Genomic DNA, 15049 nt, shown 5'->3' on the forward strand with positions numbered 1-15049 from the left:
AGGATACGATGTTCGACAATTTTGCGAAGGACGCTGATTTTGCGAAGGAAGCTGATGCAATGACGGACTCCACCTTCGTCGAAGTGGAGGGCCTGCACTTCTCACGCGGTGAGAAGGAGATCTTCCGCGGCGTCGAGCTGACCATCCCGCGCGGGCGGATCACCGCCATCATGGGCCCCAGTGGCACCGGCAAGACCACCCTGCTCAAGATGATCGGCGGCCAGCTCACGCCCGATGCCGGTCGTGTGTGCATCGATGGCCAGGACGTCCATGCGCTCTCACGCCGGGACCTGTTCGGCCTGCGCAAGCGGATGGGCATGCTCTTTCAGAGCGGGGCACTGTTCTCTGACCTGGATGTCTACGAGAACGTGGCCTTTCCGCTGCGAGTGCACACCGATCTGCCCGAGGCGATGATCCGCGATCTGGTGCTGATGAAGCTGCAGGCGGTAGGGCTGCGGGGCGCCCGCGGGCTGATGCCGTCGGAGCTATCCGGCGGCATGGCGCGGCGCGTGGCGCTGGCCCGCGCGATTGCGCTCGACCCGGAGCTGATCCTCTACGACGAGCCCTTCGCGGGGCAGGATCCCATCTCCATGGGCGTGCTCGTCCAGCTGATCAAGCGCCTCAACGAGGCGCTGGGTCTGACGGCCGTCGTGGTCTCTCACGACATCAAGGAGACCCTGAGCATCGCCGACTATGTCTACGTGATCTCCGACGGCCAGGTGATGGCCCACGGGACTCCGGCGAGCCTCGATGCGGACCGCGACCCGCGCGTCAGCCAGTTCATGCACGGCGAGCCGGACGGGCCGGTGCCGTTCCACTACCCGGCGATGGACTTCCACGCCGATATCCTGGGCAGCGGGGGGCCGCAATGATCGAGCGAATTCGCCTCCTGGGGCGACGCGGCTGCGAGGTAATGGAGTCCCTGGGGCGGGCCGGCATCTTCCTTGGCCAGTCCGCGGTGGGCGTGCCGAGCCGCGAGGGGCTGTACCTGTGGGTGCGCCAGATGCACTTCGTCGGCGTGATGTCGCTGGCCATCGTGCTGGTCTCGGGGCTGTTCATCGGCATGGTGCTGGCCCTGCAGGGCTACACCATCCTGGTTGACTTCGGCGCCGAGCAGGCGCTGGGGCAGATGGTGGCGCTGTCGCTGTTGCGCGAGCTGGGCCCGGTGGTGGCGGCCTTGCTCTTCGCCGGGCGAGCCGGCTCGGCCCTGACCGCCGAGATCGGTCTGATGAAGGCCACCGAGCAGCTGACCAGCATGGAGATGATCGGTGTCGATCCGCTGCGTCGCATTATCGCCCCGCGGCTCTGGGCCGGCTTCGTGGCCCTGCCGCTGCTGACCATCGGCTTCAGTGCGGTAGGTGTCTGGGGCGGTCAGCTGGTCGGCGTCGAGTGGCTGGGGGTGTTCGAGGGCTCCTACTGGGGGAACATGCAGGCCAGCGTCGAGTTCTTCGAGGACGTCGGCAACGGCCTGATCAAGAGCCTGGTGTTCGCCCTGGTGGTGACCTGGATCGCCGTCTTCCAGGGCTACGACCTGATTCCCACCTCGGAAGGCATCTCGCGTGCCACCACCCGCACGGTGGTCTATTCCTCTCTGGCGGTACTGGGCCTGGATTTCCTGCTCACCGCCCTGATGTTCGGAGAGCTTTCCTGATGTTCGGAGCAAACGGATGAAGCGCAGCAAGACGATGGAACTCGGGGTCGGCCTGTTCATGCTGGCCGGTATCCTGGGCCTGGTGTTCCTGGGACTCCGGGTCAGCGGACTCAGCCTGAGCGTGCCCAGCGAGACCTTCCGGCTCGAGGCCAACTTCGCCAACATCGGTGGCCTGAAGCCGCGTGCCCGGGTCACCATGGCCGGGGTCACCGTGGGGCGGGTCGAGACCATCGAGCTGGACACCGACTGGTACGATGCGCGGGTCGTGATGGAGCTCGACGGTGAGCTGGAGGGGCAGCTGCCCGAGGACAGCACCGCCGCCATCCTCACCGCGGGCCTCTTGGGCGAGCAGTACGTCGGCCTCTCGGTGGGCGGCGCGCCCGAGACCCTCGCCGATGGCGATACGCTGCGCGACACCCAATCGGCCCTGGTACTGGAAGAGCTCATCCAGCAGTTCGTGACCAGCATGGTCAAGGAGTAACGACATGAAGACGATGAATCTGCGTGCCCTGTTTGCCGGGCTCTGCCTGCTGCTGGTGGCCCTGCCGCTGATGGCCGACCAGGGCCCCGAGCGGATGATCCGTGACAGCATCGACGATCTGATGATGCGCATCGAGGGGCGCGAGGCGTACTTCGCCGATCACCTCAATGAACTCGAGGCCATCGTCGACGACAGCCTCGAGGACGTGGCCGACTTTCGCTACATCGGTGCCAGCGTGATGGGCCGCTACTTCGGCAACGCCTCGCCCCAGCAGCGCTCGCGCTTCGTCGAGACCTTCCGCAAGACGCTGATCGACACCTACTCCAAGGGGCTGGTGACCTTCGACTATCGCGAGATTCGCGTGCTCGACAATCAGCAGGCCTCGCGCTTTGATGACCAGGCCAGCGTGGCCATGGAGGTGGTGGCCAACGACGGCACCGTCTATCCGGTCAGCTACTCCCTGCGCCTGGACGACGGGCAATGGAAGGTGGTCAACGTGATCGTCAACGGCATCAACCTCGGGCTGACCTTCCGCAACCAGTTCGATCAGGCCATGCGCGACAACAACCGCGACTACGACGCGGTGATCAATGGCTGGTCGCCCGACCTCGCCGTCGAGGAGCTGGAGCAGGGCGGCAGCGCATGAGCGTGCTGTTCGAGCGGCACGGCTCGTGCCTGGAGGCCGATGAGCGGCGCCTGGCGGTGACCGGGGAGGTCGGCTTCGGGGTGGCCTCGGCGCTGGCCGAGGCCGGCCGCGACTGGCTGGCGGCCCGGCCGGCGGGCAGCGAGGTGACCTTCGACCTGAGCGGGGTCGGCCGCGTCAGCAGCGCCGCGCTGAGCGTGCTGCTGGAGTGGACGCGCCGGGCCCGTGAGGCGGGTGTGCACGTCGCGCGCGTGCGCCTCTCGCCGCCGCTTACGCGCCTGACCCGGGTGGCAGGGCTCGATACCCTGCTGCCCTTGGGGGCCGCCGAGGCCGCCTGAGCGCGCCCCGCGCCTCGCTGTCGCCTCCCTGTCCCCTCCCCATCGCCAAGCGCGGTGCTTTTCTTTACCATGTTCTGCCATGTTGGAATGCCCCCGCCTGCCATGGCGGGCCCGGCGGGCGTTTCCGCGACGAATCGATGAACCACAGGAGTGCCGGTTCCATGCAACCCAGTGACGTCAAGGCGCTGCTCGAGAACCGACTCGACGGCTGCGAGTTTCACATCCAGGGCGAAGGCTGCAATTTCCAGGTGGTCGCCGTGGGCGAGGTCTTCGAGGGACTCTCGCCCGTCAAGCGTCAGCAGATGATCTACGGTGCGCTGACCGAGGAGATCGCCTCAGGTGCCCTGCACGCGGTGAGCATCAAGACCTATACGCCACAGCAGTGGCAGGCGGCCACCGACCAGCAGGGGGCCTGAGGGCGACCTTTCATGGACAAGCTGATCATTACCGGCAACGGCCCCGTCGACGGCGAGGTCTGGGCCAGCGGTGCCAAGAACGCCGCCCTGCCGATCCTCTGCGCGACCCTGCTGGCCGACGAGTCGGTGACCATCGGCAACCTGCCGCACCTGCAGGACATCACCACCACCCTGGAGCTGCTCGGCCACATGGGCGTGCAGCCGGTGATGGGCGACAAGATGTGCATCCAGCTCGACGGCTCCCAGGTGACCGACTGTCACGCGCCCTATGAGCTGGTCAAGAAGATGCGCGCCTCGATCCTTGTGCTCGGGCCGCTGCTGGCCCACTTCGGCCACGCCGACGTCTCGCTGCCCGGCGGCTGCGCCATCGGCTCGCGCCCGGTGGACCTGCACATCCATGGCCTGCAGGCCATGGGCGCCGAGATCAGCGTCGAGGGCGGCTACATCCGTGCCCGGGTCGACGGCCGGCTGCACGGCGCCACCATCTTCTTCGATACGGTCACCGTGACCGGCACCGAGAACCTGCTGATGGCGGCCACACTGGCCGAAGGCACCACGGTGCTCGAGAACGCGGCCAAGGAGCCCGAGGTGGTCGACCTCGCCGAGTGCCTGATCAAGATGGGTGCGAACATCCGCGGTCACGGCAGTGACACCATCGTCATCGAGGGCGTCGAGCGCCTGCACGGCGCCTACCACGACGTGATGCCGGATCGCATCGAGACCGGCACCTTCCTGGTGGCGGCAGCGCTCTCCCGGGGGCGGGTCAGGGTGCGCCGGACCCGCGCCGACATCCTCGATGCGGTGCTGGCCAAGCTCGAGGAGGCCGGCGCCACCATCACCACCGGCGATGACTGGATCGAGCTCGACATGCAGGGCCGCCGCCCCAAGGCGGTCAACCTGCGCACGGCGCCCTATCCGGCCTTTCCCACCGACATGCAGGCCCAGTTCGTGGCCATGAACGCCGTCGCCGAGGGCAGCTCTCGGGTGGTCGAGACCATCTTCGAGAACCGCTTCATGCACGTGCAGGAGCTCAATCGCATGGGCGCCGACATCGCCCTGGAGGGCAACACGGCGATGATCACCGGCGTGGAGGCGCTCTCCGGCGCGCCGGTGATGGCCACCGACCTGCGGGCCTCGGCCTCGCTGGTGATCGCGGCGATGATGGCCGAGGGCGAGACCCTGGTCGACCGCATCTACCACATCGACCGTGGCTACGAGTGCATCGAGGAAAAACTGCAGCTGCTGGGCGCGCGCATCCGGCGCATTCCCGGCTGAGCCGACAACAGGCGAGACCCATGAGCAAGCAACTGATCCTGGCCCTCTCCAAGGGCCGCATTCTCGACGAGACCCTGCCGCTGCTGGCCGATGCCGGCATCACCCCGGCCGAGGACCTGGGCAAGAGCCGCAAGCTGCTCTTCGACACCAACCTGCCGGACGTCAAGCTGGTGGTGATCCGGGCCACCGACGTGCCGACCTACGTGCAGCTCGGGGCGGCGGATCTGGGCGTGGCCGGCAAGGACGTGCTGCTCGAGCATGGCGTCGAGGGACTCTACGAGCCGCTCGACCTGGAGATCGCCCGCTGCAAGCTGATGACCGCCGGCATCACCGGGGCCGAGCCGGCCCGGGCGCGGCGCCGGGTGGCCACCAAGTTCGTCAACGTGGCGCGCCGCTACTACGCCGAGCAGGGCATCCAGGCCGAGGTGATCAAGCTCTACGGCGCCATGGAGCTGGCGCCGTTGATGAACCTGGCCGACGAGATCGTCGATATCGTCGATACCGGCAACACTCTGCGCGCCAACGGCATGGAGCCCCGCGAGCTGATCGCCCCGGTGAGCACCCGGCTGGTGGTCAACAAGGCCGCGATGACCATGAAGCATGCCCGGCTCAAGCCGCTGCTCGCCCGCCTCAATGAGGCCGTGGCGGCGCGTCGCGACGGCGCGACCCTGTCGGCGTCGTAACGCCCGGTGACCGACGGCGCCTCTGATGCGACGAACTTGATGCGACGAACTTGATGCGAGAGGAAGCATTGCCATGAGCGAATCCCCCACCGACGGCGTCGACATCGCCCGGCTGTCGACCGAGCAGGACGACTTCGATGCCCGCCTGGATCACCTGTTGTCCTGGGAGGGCGTCTCCGATGCGACGATCCAGCAGCGCGTCGACGAGATCCTCGCCGAGGTGAGGGCGCGGGGCGACGCGGCGCTGGTCGAGTACTCCAATCGCTTCGACCGCCTGAGTGTCGTCTCCATGGCCGAGCTGACGCTGGGCGAGCCGCGCCTGCGCGAGGCCTACGAGGGCCTGCCGGCGCAGCAGCGCGACGCGCTCACCGCGGCCGCCGAGCGCATCCGGGTCTATCACGAACATCAGAAGCCGGCCTCCTGGCAGTACACCGAGGCGGACGGCACCGTGCTCGGCCAGCAGGTCACACCGCTGGATCGCGCCGGCATCTACGTGCCGGGCGGCAAGGCGGCCTATCCCTCCTCGGTGCTGATGAACGCCATTCCCGCCCACGTGGCCGGGGTGCGCGAGATCGTCATGGTGGTGCCGACCCCCGACGGCGTGCTCAACGAGCTGGTGCTGGCGGCGGCCTACCTGGCCGGCGTCGATCACGTCTTCACCCTCGGCGGGGCCCAGGCGGTGGCGGCGCTGGCCTACGGCACCGAGACGGTGCCGCGGGTCGACAAGATCGTCGGGCCGGGCAACATCTACGTCGCCACCGCCAAGCGGGCGGTGTTCGGCCAGGTGGGCATCGACATGATCGCCGGCCCCTCGGAGATCCTGGTGGTCTCCGACGGCGGCACCGATCCCGATTGGCTGGCCATGGATCTCTTCTCCCAGGCGGAGCATGACGAAGATGCCCAGGCGATCCTGGTGAGCTGGGATGAGGCGCACCTGGCGGACGTGGAAGCGGCCATCGCCCGGCTGCTGCCGACCCTGGAGCGGGCGGAAATCGTGCGCGAGTCGCTGTCGCGTCGCGGCATGCTGATCCGCTGCCGGGATCGCGACGAGGCGGCGGCGCTGATCAATCGCATCGCCCCGGAGCACCTGGAGCTCTCGGTGGCCAATCCGGAGGGGTGGCTTGGTGATGTGCGCCATGCCGGCGCCATCTTCATGGGGCGCTACACCGCCGAGGCGCTGGGCGACTACTGTGCCGGGCCCAACCACGTGCTGCCGACCTCGGGCACGGCGCGCTTCTCCTCGCCGCTCGGGGTCTATGACTTCCAGAAGCGCTCCTCGATCATCCACTGCTCCGCCGAGGGCGCCGGCGAGCTTGGCAAGATCGCCTCGACCCTGGCGCGGGGCGAGTCGCTGACCGCCCACGCGCGCTCCGCGGAGTATCGCCTGAAGCCCTGATCCCTAGCCCAGGCAGGGTATAGGGCGCAGGAACGTGGCCGCTCGAGATCGACGAAGGGCCCCGCCGGATGGCGGGGCCCTTCGTGTTTCTGGCTGGGCGTTGAGGTCAGGCGTGGGAGTCGCTCGCATCACGGGGCGGGTGGCTGCTCATGATGGGGCTTTTCCTGTCATGGAGTGCCTGTCGCCCTTAGCGCTGCCCGGGGCGGGGCAGCGCCGGCGTCGGCCGCTCGCCCAGCTCGATGGTCACCTCGCGGCGTTCGCCGCCGCGCACCACCGTCAGCGGCAGGCGGGTACCGGGCTCCACCGCGGCGATGTCGCTCATGGTCTGTCGGGGATCCAGCACCGGCTCGCCGTCGACCTCCAGTAGCACGTCGCCGGGCTGCAGGCCGGCCCGGTCGCCGGGCCCATCCGGCACCACGCCGGCGATCACCACGCCGATGGGGTTCTTCAGGCCGAAGGAGGCGGCGAGCTCCTGGTTGAGCTCCTGGGCCTCGATGCCCATCCAGCCGCGGATGACGCGCCCCCGCACGACCAGCTCCTCGAGAATGCTGCGGGCCAGGTTGGTGGGGATCGCGAAGCCGATGCCCTGAGAGCCGCCGGAGCGCGAGAAGATCGCGGTGTTGATGCCGATCAGCGCCCCCTCGGCATTGACCAGGGCGCCGCCCGAGTTGCCGGGGTTGATGGCGGCATCGGTCTGGATGAAGTCCTCGTAGGCGTTGAGGCCCAGATGGCTGCGCCCGGTGGCGCTGATGATGCCCATGGTGACCGTCTGGCCGACTCCGAAGGGGTTACCGATGGCCAGGGACACGTCGCCGATGGCGATCTGGGTGGTATCGGTCAGCTCGATCACCGGCAGCGACTCGAGCTCGATGCGCAGCACGGCGAGATCGCTCTCCGGGTCGGTGCCGATCACCTTGGCGAGGGTCTCGCGTCCGTCGCGCAGTGCGACCTGGATCTGGTCGGCCCCGCGGATCACGTGGTGGTTGGTCAGCACGTAGCCGTCCTCGCTGACGATCACCCCGGAGCCGAGGCTCGAGAGCATTCGCTGCCGGCGGGGCGTCTCGTCGCCGAAGAATTGCCGGAAGAAGGGGTCGGACATCAGCGGATGCTCTTCCCGTTCGACCACCCGGGACGAATAGACGTTGACCACGGCCGGCGCGGCACGGGCCACCGCCTGGGCATAGCTCACCGGTCCCTGCTGTCGCGTCAGCGGGTCGGCCTGGCGCACCTCGGGGGCGTCGCGGGGCTCGGCCTGCTCCTCGGGGGTAGGCGGGGCGATGTCATAGGGCGTGGCGGCAGAGGGTGCTGGGGCGGGACGTCCGATCAGCTGCGGGAAGGCGTTGAGCAGCACGATGGCCCCCAGCACGCCGATGAGCACGGGCCAGAGGTAGGGGAGCAGGGTGCGTCGCATGCGGCGGGAGTCCTTGTCGACGATGCTGGGTCGCGGGGTATCCGCCCGCTGGTTACACTGGGCGGATTGTAACATTACCAACCCGACCGCGCCCGGAGGCTGCATGATGAATCGAGACGACCTGGTCGCCACCTGTGATCGCCTGCTCGAGCCCGAGCGCTTCAAGGACTACACCCTGAACAGCCTGCAGGTGGCCGGCCGTGAGCGGGTGGCCCGGGTGATGACCGGCGTGACGGCCTGTCAGGCGCTGCTCGACGAGGCCGTGGCCTGGCAGGCGGATCTCGTGCTGGTCCATCACGGCTACTTCTGGAAGAACGAGCCGGTGGCCATCACCGGCATGAAGCGCCGGCGCCTCGCGACGCTGCTGGCCCACGACATCAACCTGCTGGCCTACCACCTGCCGCTGGATGCCCACCGCGAACTCGGCAACAACGCCGAGCTTGGCCGGCGGCTGGGCTTCAGCGTCACCGGTTGCGCCGACGGGGCGCTCGGCGAGGGGCTGGTGTGGCTCGGCGAGCCGTCGCCCGGCCTCGATGCCGCGGGGCTGGCCCGCGACGTGGGCGAGTGCCTGGGGCGCGAGCCGCTGCTGATCGAGGCGCCGGGCGGCGGAGAGATCCGTCGGGTCGCCTGGTGTACCGGCGGTGCCCAGGACATGATCGCCACCGCCTTCGAGGCCGGCGCCGACGCCTTCATCTCCGGGGAGATCTCGGAGCGCACCACCCACCTGGCCCGCGAGATGGGCATCCACTACCTGGCGGCGGGCCACCACGCCACCGAGCGCTACGGGGTGCAGGCGCTGGGCGAGCGGCTGGCCGCCCAGTGGGATATCGAGCACCGCTTCGTCGATATCGACAATCCGGCCTGATCACAACGACGACGCCCCGGCGGTGGGCCGGGGCGCGGACGTGCAGGTCGCAAGGTGTCGTAGGCGCGACAAGCGCCCGTCGACTCAGTAGCGCGTCGATTCAGTAGCGCGGCGGCTGCGGAGTCTCGCCTTCCCCGGCCGGCTTCAGGCCGAAGTCCTCGGAGAGGGTGCCGCGGTTGCCCGCGGCATAGTCGCGGGGCACGGCCGGCTCGGCGGCGTCCTCGGCGGGCGCGGGGGTGGCGGCGTCCATGGCCTGGCGGCGCAGCGAGGGGGCGCCCAGGGTGGTGCTGGCCGTCGCGGCCTCCTGCTCGAGGCTCTGGCTTTCCCGTCGCAGGCTCTCGGCCAGCTGGCCGATGCGCTCCAGGCTGTCGCCCAGGCCGTCCTTGAGCTCGGCCAGGGCCCGCTCGCGCTCGGCGAGGCGCTGGCGCAAGCGTTGGGTATTGCCGGCGCTGGCGTTGAGCAGGTGGTAGCCCAGTGCCCCGATCCCGATGCCGGCCAGCAGGCAGGCGGCGGCCAGCACCCAGCTGATGTTGGTCTCATCCACGTTGTACGTCTCCCTGGAGCAATGGCCCTGTGGCGTGCCGGCCGCCGGCGCCCTCGTGAGGCCGTTTATGGCCGGGGCTCCATTATAGAGGCGAGCCTGTGTGCCGGGTCAATGCGGGAGGGCGCACATGCCAATGACCGATGGGATGCGTATAATGCCCACGCCAAAGCCCGAGGACAGGCCATCAGGAATCCCCCATGAGCGAGACGCACCCCCCTAAGGCCTCCCGCGAGTCGCGTCGGCCCGAGACGCCGATGACCCGCTACCGAGCCGATCTCGAACGCCGTGACTTCCAGCACGATGCCGCCCAGGAGCAGGCGGTGGCGCATCTGCAGCGCCTCTATGATGACCTGGTGGCCACGCCGCCCTCGCGGGTGGCGCCGCCGAGGCGCGGCGGCGGGCTCGCCTCGCGGGTGGCGGGCCTGTTCGGGCGTGGCGGGCGCGACGCACCCGCCGAGCCGGCGCTGCCTGCCGTCAACGGGCTCTACTTCTGGGGCGGCGTGGGGCGCGGCAAGACCTACCTGATGGACACCTTCTTCGAGACGCTGCCCTTTCCCGAGAAGATGCGCACCCATTTCCACCGCTTCATGCAGCGGGTGCACAACGAGCTCGAGCACTACAAGGGGGAGAAGAATCCGCTGTCGCTGATCGCCGCCAAGTTCGCCGCCGAGGTGCGGGTGATCTGCTTCGACGAATTCTTCGTCAAGGACATCACCGATGCGATGATCCTGGCCAACCTGCTCGAATCGCTCTTCGAGCACGGCGTGGTGCTGGTGGCGACCTCCAACATCGTTCCCGGGGAGCTCTACAAGGACGGCCTGCAGCGAGCGCGCTTCCTGCCGGCCATCGACCTGCTCGAGCGTCACTGCGAGGTGGTCAACGTCGACTCGGGCGTCGACTACCGGCTGCGCGTGCTGGAGCGCGCCGAGATCTTTCACGCCCCGCTCGATGCCGAAGCCGAGGTCGAACTCGCCCGCAGCTTTCGCGAGATCGCCGGCCACGAGGGGGAGGAGGGCGCGCCCCTCGAGATCAATCACCGCGTGCTGCACACACGCCGGCTGCACGACGATGTGGTGTGGTTCGAGTTCAGTGAGCTCTGCGACGGGCCGCGCAGCCAGAACGACTACATCGAGCTGGCGCGCGAGTTTCACAGCGTGCTGGTCTCCAACGTCACCCGCATGAGCGGTGCCACCGACGATCGCACGCGGCGCTTCATCAACATGGTCGACGAGTTCTACGATCGCGGCGTCAAGCTGCTGATGTCCGCCGAAGTGCCGGCCGAGGAGCTCTATCGCGACGGACGCCTGGAGTTCGAGTTTCAGCGCACGCTCTCGCGGCTGCAGGAGATGCAGTCCCACGATTACCTGGCGCTGCCCCACAAGCCCTGACGCCCCTTCCCCTCCGGGGCGCGGGTCGTGTAGAATGCGCGCTCGCTCGACCGTTGCAGCGTCCTTCGGGACGGGCAACCAAGAAGAATAGGGACGGTTCCATGCCGGACATCCGGCGGCAGAACCCAATACATCCTAATGGTGATTCACCCATGAAGACGTTCACTGCCAAGCCGCAGTCCGTCCAGCGCGACTGGTTCGTCGTCGACGCTGCGGACAAGACACTCGGTCGCCTGGCCACCGAGATCGCTCGCCGCCTGCGTGGCAAGCACAAGCCGGAGTTCACCCCGCATGTCGATACCGGCGACTACATCGTCGTGATCAATGCCGAGAAGGTGAAGGTCACCGGCAACAAGGTCAACGCCAAGACCTACTACCGCCACACCGGTTATCCGGGCGGCCTGCGCTCCATGAATTTCGAGAAGATGATCGCCCACGCACCGGAGCGTGTCATCGAGTCCGCCGTCAAGGGCATGCTGCCGAAGGGTCCCCTGGGTCGTGCCATGTACTCGAAGCTCAAGGTCTACGCCGGCACCGAGCATCCGCACGCTGCCCAGCAGCCGCAAGAACTGAACATCTGAGGGAGTCTTCGCCATGACACAGCAGTATTACGGTACCGGGCGCCGCAAGACCTCTACCGCGCGCGTCTTCCTGAAGCCGGGCACCGGCAAGATCACCGTCAACAGCCGTGATCTGGACCAGTACTTCGGTCGCGTCACCGGCCGCATGGTGGTCCGTCAGCCCCTCGAACTGACCGAGACCCTCGGCCAGTTCGACGTCTACGTCACCGTCAAGGGTGGCGGCGGCAGCGCCCAGGCCGGCGCTATCCGTCACGGCATCACTCGTGCCCTGATGGAGTACAACGAGGACTTCCGCGGTCAGCTGCGCGAAGCCGGGTACGTCACGCGTGACGCCCGTAAGGTCGAGCGTAAGAAGGTCGGCCTGCGCAAGGCGCGTCGTCGCCCGCAGTTCTCCAAGCGCTGATACGCACGTATTGCCGCTCGAACACGCCCAGGTCCTGTGACCTGGGCGTTTCTTGTTTCGGATCAAGAATTTGTCGCCGTATTGCTCCGCGGGCAGGGAACCTTTCCTTGTGCGGGGCGACGCGATTTTTTAAGATAGTGCGCATTTGATATCCGTGGTCGCGGGGGATTCACTGCCCGTGATGGAACAGCGGGTAAGTCGATGGGAGAAATCTGAAATGGCAGATAACGGCGTAAACAAGGGTCGGCGCCGTTTCCTCGTAGGTGCCACCACCGTCGTGGGTGCGGTGGGTGCCGTCGGGGTTGCGGTCCCCTTTGTAGCTTCCTGGCAGCCGAGCGCCAGGGCGAGAGCCGCGGGTGCGCCCGTGCAGGCAGACGTGTCGAAGCTCGAACCCGGGCAGCGCATGACGGTCGAATGGCGTGGCAAGCCGGTGTGGATCCTCAATCGCTCGCCGGCGATGATCGAGCGCACCGAGGCGATCGACCCCGCAGAGCTGGCAGATCCCGATTCCAGCGTGCCGCAGCAGCCGGCCTACGTGGAGGGGACGTTGCGCTCCATCAAGCCTGAGATCGGCGTGCTGATCGGCATCTGCACCCACCTGGGCTGCTCGCCGCTGTTCAAGCCCGAGCCGGGTAGTGTCGATGTCGGAGACTGGCCCGGTGGCTTCTTCTGCCCCTGCCACGGCTCACGCTTCGACCTGGCGGGTCGCGTGTTCGCCAATGTGCCGGCGCCGACCAACCTCGAAGTGCCACCTTACCGCTTCGACAGCGATGTACTGATCACTGTCGGCGAAGATGAGGAGTCTGCCTGATGGGTAATCCTAACAAGGCCAAGGCGGAGCGCGGCTTCATGCGCTGGGTCGACGACCGCTTCCCCGCGACCCAGATGTGGGAAGAGCACCTGGCCAAGTACTACGCGCCGAAGAACTTCAACTTCTGGTACTTCTTCGGCTCGCTGGCCCTGCTGGTGCTGGTCAACCAGATCCTCACCGGTGTCTGGCTGACCATGAGCTACAACCCCTCCGCCGAGGGCGCCTTCGCCTCGGTCGAGTACATCATGCGCGACGTGGAGTGGGGGTGGCTGATCCGCTACATGCACTCCACCGGGGCCTCGGCCTTCTTCGTCGTGGTCTATCTGCACATGTTTCGCGGCCTGCTCTATGGCTCCTACAAGGCGCCCCGCGAGCTGGTGTGGATCTTCGGCATGACCATCTACCTGGCGCTCATGGCCGAGGCCTTCATGGGCTACCTGCTGCCCTGGGGTCAGATGTCCTACTGGGGGGCCCAGGTCATCATCTCGCTGTTCTCCGCCATTCCGGCCATCGGCCCGGATCTGGCGCAGTGGGTGCGCGGTGACTTCCTGATCTCCGGCATCACCCTGAACCGCTTCTTCGCCCTGCACGTGGTGGCCCTGCCCATCGTGATCCTGGCGCTGGTGGTGTTGCACATCATCGCCCTGCACGAGGTCGGCTCCAACAACCCCGACGGCATCGACATCAAGAAGAAGAAGGACGAGACCGGCAAGCCGCTGGACGGCATTCCCTTCCATCCGTACTACACGGTGAAGGATATTGTCGGCGTGGCGGTGTTCCTGTTCGTCTTCGCGGTGGTGATCTTCTACTTCCCGGAAGGCGGCGGCTACTTCATCGAGAAGCCGAACTTCGAACCGGCCAACCCGCTGAAGACGCCGGATCACATCGCGCCGGTGTGGTACTTCACGCCCTTCTACGCGATGCTGCGGGCGATCACCTTCAGTCTGTTCGGTCTCGACGCCAAGTTCCTGGGGGTCATCGTGATGGGGGGGGCGATCGCCATCCTGTTCGTGCTGCCCTGGCTGGACAAGAGCCCGGTACGCTCCATGCGCTACAAGGGGTGGATCTCCAAGGTGATGCTGCTGCTGTTCGCCATCAGCTTCGTGATCCTCGGCGTGCTCGGCGTGCTGCCGACCACCGAGACGCGGACCCTGGTCGCCCAGCTGTGCACCGCGCTCTACTTCGCCTTCTTCCTGCTGATGCCGATCTACACCCGGCTGGAGAAGACCAAACCCGTTCCGGAAAGGGTGACTGGCTAATGAAAAAGCAACTGTTCGCACTGCTCTTCGCGCTGGTGCCGATGGTCGGGTTCGCCGCCGGAGGCGGAGGCGTCCACCTGGAGGAGATGAACCCGGACCTCGAGGACAAGGCCTCGCTGCAGAACGGCATGAAGCTCTTCGTGAACTACTGCATGGGCTGCCACTCCATGGAGCACCAGCGTTTCTCGCGGGCGGCTCAGGATCTGGACATGCCCCAGGGGCTGGTCGAGGACAACCTGATCTTCTCCGACGCCCTGAAGTTCAATGACCAGATGCACATCGCCATGGACAGCGGCGATGCCGAGGGATGGTTCGGCGCGCCGCCGCCGGACCTGTCCCTCGAGGCGCGTCTGCGCGGCACGGATTGGGTCTATACCTACCTGCTGAGCTTCTACAAGGATCCGGAGCGTCCCACCGGCGTCAACAACGCGGTCTTCCCGCTGGTCGCCATGCCCAACGTGCTGGAGCCGCTGCAGGGGGTGCAGGAGAAGGTCTGCGCTGCCAGCGACAAGCCGGTCCCGGGGGCCGAGCTGGATCCGCTGACCGGCAAGTACCAGTCCTGCGAGACGCTGCAGGTGACAAAGCCCGGCCAGATGGAGCCCGAGGAGTTCGAGGAGGCGATCTACGACCTCACCAACTTCCTGGCCTATGCCGGCGAGCCGTCCAAGCTGCAGGCTCAGTCGCTGGGGCCCAAGGTGCTGATCTTCATCTTCATCTTCGGTGTCATCGGCTACCTGCTCAAGCGTGAGTACTGGCGCGACATTCACTGATCCGCCAGCGACAGTGAACCGCGGGGCGCATGGCCATAGGCCGTGCGCCCCGATGCTTTTTGCCCGATACCGGGCGGCGCGATCGCCCTCAAGATGGGGGCGGTCGTGTTATCATCCCGGCACGAACTGATGCG

The 15049-nt window shown here is 67.2% G+C and carries 18 protein-coding genes; 16 read left to right on the forward strand and 2 right to left on the reverse strand.

Annotated elements, in window-relative coordinates; genetic code table 11:
* Positions 1-59: 59 nt before the first annotated feature.
* The 9 genes from ABE957_RS02655 to hisD all read left to right on the forward strand — a co-directional run bounded on the left by ABE957_RS02655 (position 60) and on the right by hisD (position 6883).
* A complete protein-coding gene (locus tag ABE957_RS02655) occupies positions 60-872 on the forward strand; it encodes an ABC transporter ATP-binding protein (protein WP_315586866.1) in 813 nt (270 codons plus the stop codon).
* Positions 869-1651, forward strand: a complete 783-nt coding sequence (mlaE, locus tag ABE957_RS02660; RefSeq protein ID WP_349757129.1) for a lipid asymmetry maintenance ABC transporter permease subunit MlaE — start codon at positions 869-871, stop codon at positions 1649-1651. The genes ABE957_RS02655 and mlaE overlap by 4 nt, the downstream gene beginning before the upstream one ends.
* A gap of 16 nt (positions 1652-1667) precedes the next feature.
* A complete protein-coding gene (mlaD, locus tag ABE957_RS02665) occupies positions 1668-2132 on the forward strand; it encodes an outer membrane lipid asymmetry maintenance protein MlaD (RefSeq protein ID WP_349757130.1) in 465 nt (154 codons plus the stop codon).
* Between the two features lie 4 nt (positions 2133-2136).
* On the forward strand, positions 2137-2778 hold the full coding sequence (locus tag ABE957_RS02670; protein WP_432765386.1) for an MlaC/ttg2D family ABC transporter substrate-binding protein: 642 nt from the start codon (positions 2137-2139) through the stop codon (positions 2776-2778).
* Positions 2775-3113, forward strand: coding sequence for an STAS domain-containing protein (locus ABE957_RS02675; protein WP_349757131.1), 339 nt, complete (start codon positions 2775-2777; stop codon positions 3111-3113). Before ABE957_RS02670 ends, ABE957_RS02675 begins: the two co-directional genes overlap by 4 nt.
* A 161-nt stretch (positions 3114-3274) precedes the next feature.
* On the forward strand, positions 3275-3529 hold the full coding sequence (locus ABE957_RS02680) for a BolA family protein (RefSeq protein ID WP_138181527.1): 255 nt from the start codon (positions 3275-3277) through the stop codon (positions 3527-3529).
* Between the two features lie 12 nt (positions 3530-3541).
* Positions 3542-4804 carry a UDP-N-acetylglucosamine 1-carboxyvinyltransferase gene (murA, locus tag ABE957_RS02685; RefSeq protein WP_349757132.1) on the forward strand — a complete coding sequence of 421 codons (1263 nt, stop codon included), beginning with the start codon at positions 3542-3544 and terminating at the stop codon, positions 4802-4804.
* Positions 4805-4824: 20 nt separating this feature from the next.
* A complete protein-coding gene (hisG, locus tag ABE957_RS02690) occupies positions 4825-5487 on the forward strand; it encodes an ATP phosphoribosyltransferase (RefSeq protein ID WP_349757133.1) in 663 nt (220 codons plus the stop codon).
* 73 nt (positions 5488-5560) lie between these two features.
* Positions 5561-6883, forward strand: coding sequence for a histidinol dehydrogenase (hisD, locus tag ABE957_RS02695; protein WP_349757134.1), 1323 nt, complete (start codon positions 5561-5563; stop codon positions 6881-6883).
* Positions 6884-7070: 187 nt separating this feature from the next.
* Here the strand turns inward: hisD and ABE957_RS02700 are convergent, their stop codons facing one another.
* Positions 7071-8294 (reverse strand): S1C family serine protease, encoded by a 1224-nt coding sequence (locus ABE957_RS02700; protein WP_349757135.1) that lies wholly within the window; start codon positions 8292-8294, stop codon positions 7071-7073.
* Between the two features lie 103 nt (positions 8295-8397).
* On the opposite strand from ABE957_RS02700, the gene ABE957_RS02705 reads away from it, so the two are divergent.
* On the forward strand, positions 8398-9159 hold the full coding sequence (locus ABE957_RS02705) for a Nif3-like dinuclear metal center hexameric protein (protein WP_349757136.1): 762 nt from the start codon (positions 8398-8400) through the stop codon (positions 9157-9159).
* Between the two features lie 100 nt (positions 9160-9259).
* Here ABE957_RS02705 and ABE957_RS02710 read toward each other — a convergent pair whose 3' ends face one another.
* Positions 9260-9703, reverse strand: a complete 444-nt coding sequence (locus ABE957_RS02710; RefSeq protein ID WP_349757137.1) for a Z-ring associated ZapG family protein — start codon at positions 9701-9703, stop codon at positions 9260-9262.
* Between the two features lie 197 nt (positions 9704-9900).
* Here ABE957_RS02710 and zapE point away from each other — a divergent pair, with 197 nt between their 5' ends.
* From zapE to ABE957_RS02740, 6 genes are all read left to right on the forward strand, one after another.
* The gene (gene zapE, locus ABE957_RS02715) at positions 9901-11091 is read left to right on the forward strand and encodes a cell division protein ZapE (protein ID WP_349757138.1); all 1191 of its coding nucleotides are present in this window, start codon (positions 9901-9903) and stop codon (positions 11089-11091) included.
* A gap of 152 nt (positions 11092-11243) precedes the next feature.
* Positions 11244-11672, forward strand: coding sequence for a 50S ribosomal protein L13 (gene rplM / locus ABE957_RS02720; protein WP_071941796.1), 429 nt, complete (start codon positions 11244-11246; stop codon positions 11670-11672).
* A 13-nt stretch (positions 11673-11685) separates the two neighbouring features.
* Positions 11686-12075 carry a 30S ribosomal protein S9 gene (gene rpsI, locus ABE957_RS02725; protein ID WP_349757139.1) on the forward strand — a complete coding sequence of 130 codons (390 nt, stop codon included), beginning with the start codon at positions 11686-11688 and terminating at the stop codon, positions 12073-12075.
* Positions 12076-12292: 217 nt separating this feature from the next.
* A complete protein-coding gene (gene petA, locus ABE957_RS02730; RefSeq protein ID WP_349757140.1) occupies positions 12293-12886 on the forward strand; it encodes a ubiquinol-cytochrome c reductase iron-sulfur subunit in 594 nt (197 codons plus the stop codon).
* The gene (locus ABE957_RS02735) at positions 12886-14145 is read left to right on the forward strand and encodes a cytochrome b (RefSeq protein ID WP_089846089.1); all 1260 of its coding nucleotides are present in this window, start codon (positions 12886-12888) and stop codon (positions 14143-14145) included. Before petA ends, ABE957_RS02735 begins: the two co-directional genes overlap by 1 nt.
* Positions 14145-14915 (forward strand): cytochrome c1, encoded by a 771-nt coding sequence (locus tag ABE957_RS02740; protein ID WP_349757141.1) that lies wholly within the window; start codon positions 14145-14147, stop codon positions 14913-14915. The genes ABE957_RS02735 and ABE957_RS02740 overlap by 1 nt, the downstream gene beginning before the upstream one ends.
* Positions 14916-15049: the final 134 nt, after the last annotated feature.

Origin of the sequence: Halomonas pelophila, from assembly GCF_040196315.1 — a bacterium.
GTDB lineage: Bacteria > Pseudomonadota > Gammaproteobacteria > Pseudomonadales > Halomonadaceae > Halomonas > Halomonas pelophila.

Excerpts from the sequence above, each read along its gene's own strand:
- ABE957_RS02655 (WP_315586866.1), top strand. The coding sequence starts at position 60 with ATGACGGACTCCACCTTCGTCGAAGTGGAGGGCCTGCACTTCTCACGC.
- mlaE (WP_349757129.1), top strand. The coding sequence starts at position 869 with ATGATCGAGCGAATTCGCCTCCTGGGGCGACGCGGCTGCGAGGTAATG.
- mlaD (WP_349757130.1), top strand. The coding sequence starts at position 1,668 with ATGAAGCGCAGCAAGACGATGGAACTCGGGGTCGGCCTGTTCATGCTG.
- ABE957_RS02670 (WP_432765386.1), top strand. The coding sequence starts at position 2,137 with ATGAAGACGATGAATCTGCGTGCCCTGTTTGCCGGGCTCTGCCTGCTG.
- ABE957_RS02675 (WP_349757131.1), top strand. The coding sequence starts at position 2,775 with ATGAGCGTGCTGTTCGAGCGGCACGGCTCGTGCCTGGAGGCCGATGAG.
- ABE957_RS02680 (WP_138181527.1), top strand. The coding sequence starts at position 3,275 with ATGCAACCCAGTGACGTCAAGGCGCTGCTCGAGAACCGACTCGACGGC.
- murA (WP_349757132.1), top strand. The coding sequence starts at position 3,542 with ATGGACAAGCTGATCATTACCGGCAACGGCCCCGTCGACGGCGAGGTC.
- hisG (WP_349757133.1), top strand. The coding sequence starts at position 4,825 with ATGAGCAAGCAACTGATCCTGGCCCTCTCCAAGGGCCGCATTCTCGAC.
- hisD (WP_349757134.1), top strand. The coding sequence starts at position 5,561 with ATGAGCGAATCCCCCACCGACGGCGTCGACATCGCCCGGCTGTCGACC.
- ABE957_RS02700 (WP_349757135.1), bottom strand. The coding sequence starts at position 8,294 with ATGCGACGCACCCTGCTCCCCTACCTCTGGCCCGTGCTCATCGGCGTG.
- ABE957_RS02705 (WP_349757136.1), top strand. The coding sequence starts at position 8,398 with ATGATGAATCGAGACGACCTGGTCGCCACCTGTGATCGCCTGCTCGAG.
- zapE (WP_349757138.1), top strand. The coding sequence starts at position 9,901 with ATGAGCGAGACGCACCCCCCTAAGGCCTCCCGCGAGTCGCGTCGGCCC.
- rplM (WP_071941796.1), top strand. The coding sequence starts at position 11,244 with ATGAAGACGTTCACTGCCAAGCCGCAGTCCGTCCAGCGCGACTGGTTC.
- rpsI (WP_349757139.1), top strand. The coding sequence starts at position 11,686 with ATGACACAGCAGTATTACGGTACCGGGCGCCGCAAGACCTCTACCGCG.
- petA (WP_349757140.1), top strand. The coding sequence starts at position 12,293 with ATGGCAGATAACGGCGTAAACAAGGGTCGGCGCCGTTTCCTCGTAGGT.
- ABE957_RS02735 (WP_089846089.1), top strand. The coding sequence starts at position 12,886 with ATGGGTAATCCTAACAAGGCCAAGGCGGAGCGCGGCTTCATGCGCTGG.
- ABE957_RS02740 (WP_349757141.1), top strand. The coding sequence starts at position 14,145 with ATGAAAAAGCAACTGTTCGCACTGCTCTTCGCGCTGGTGCCGATGGTC.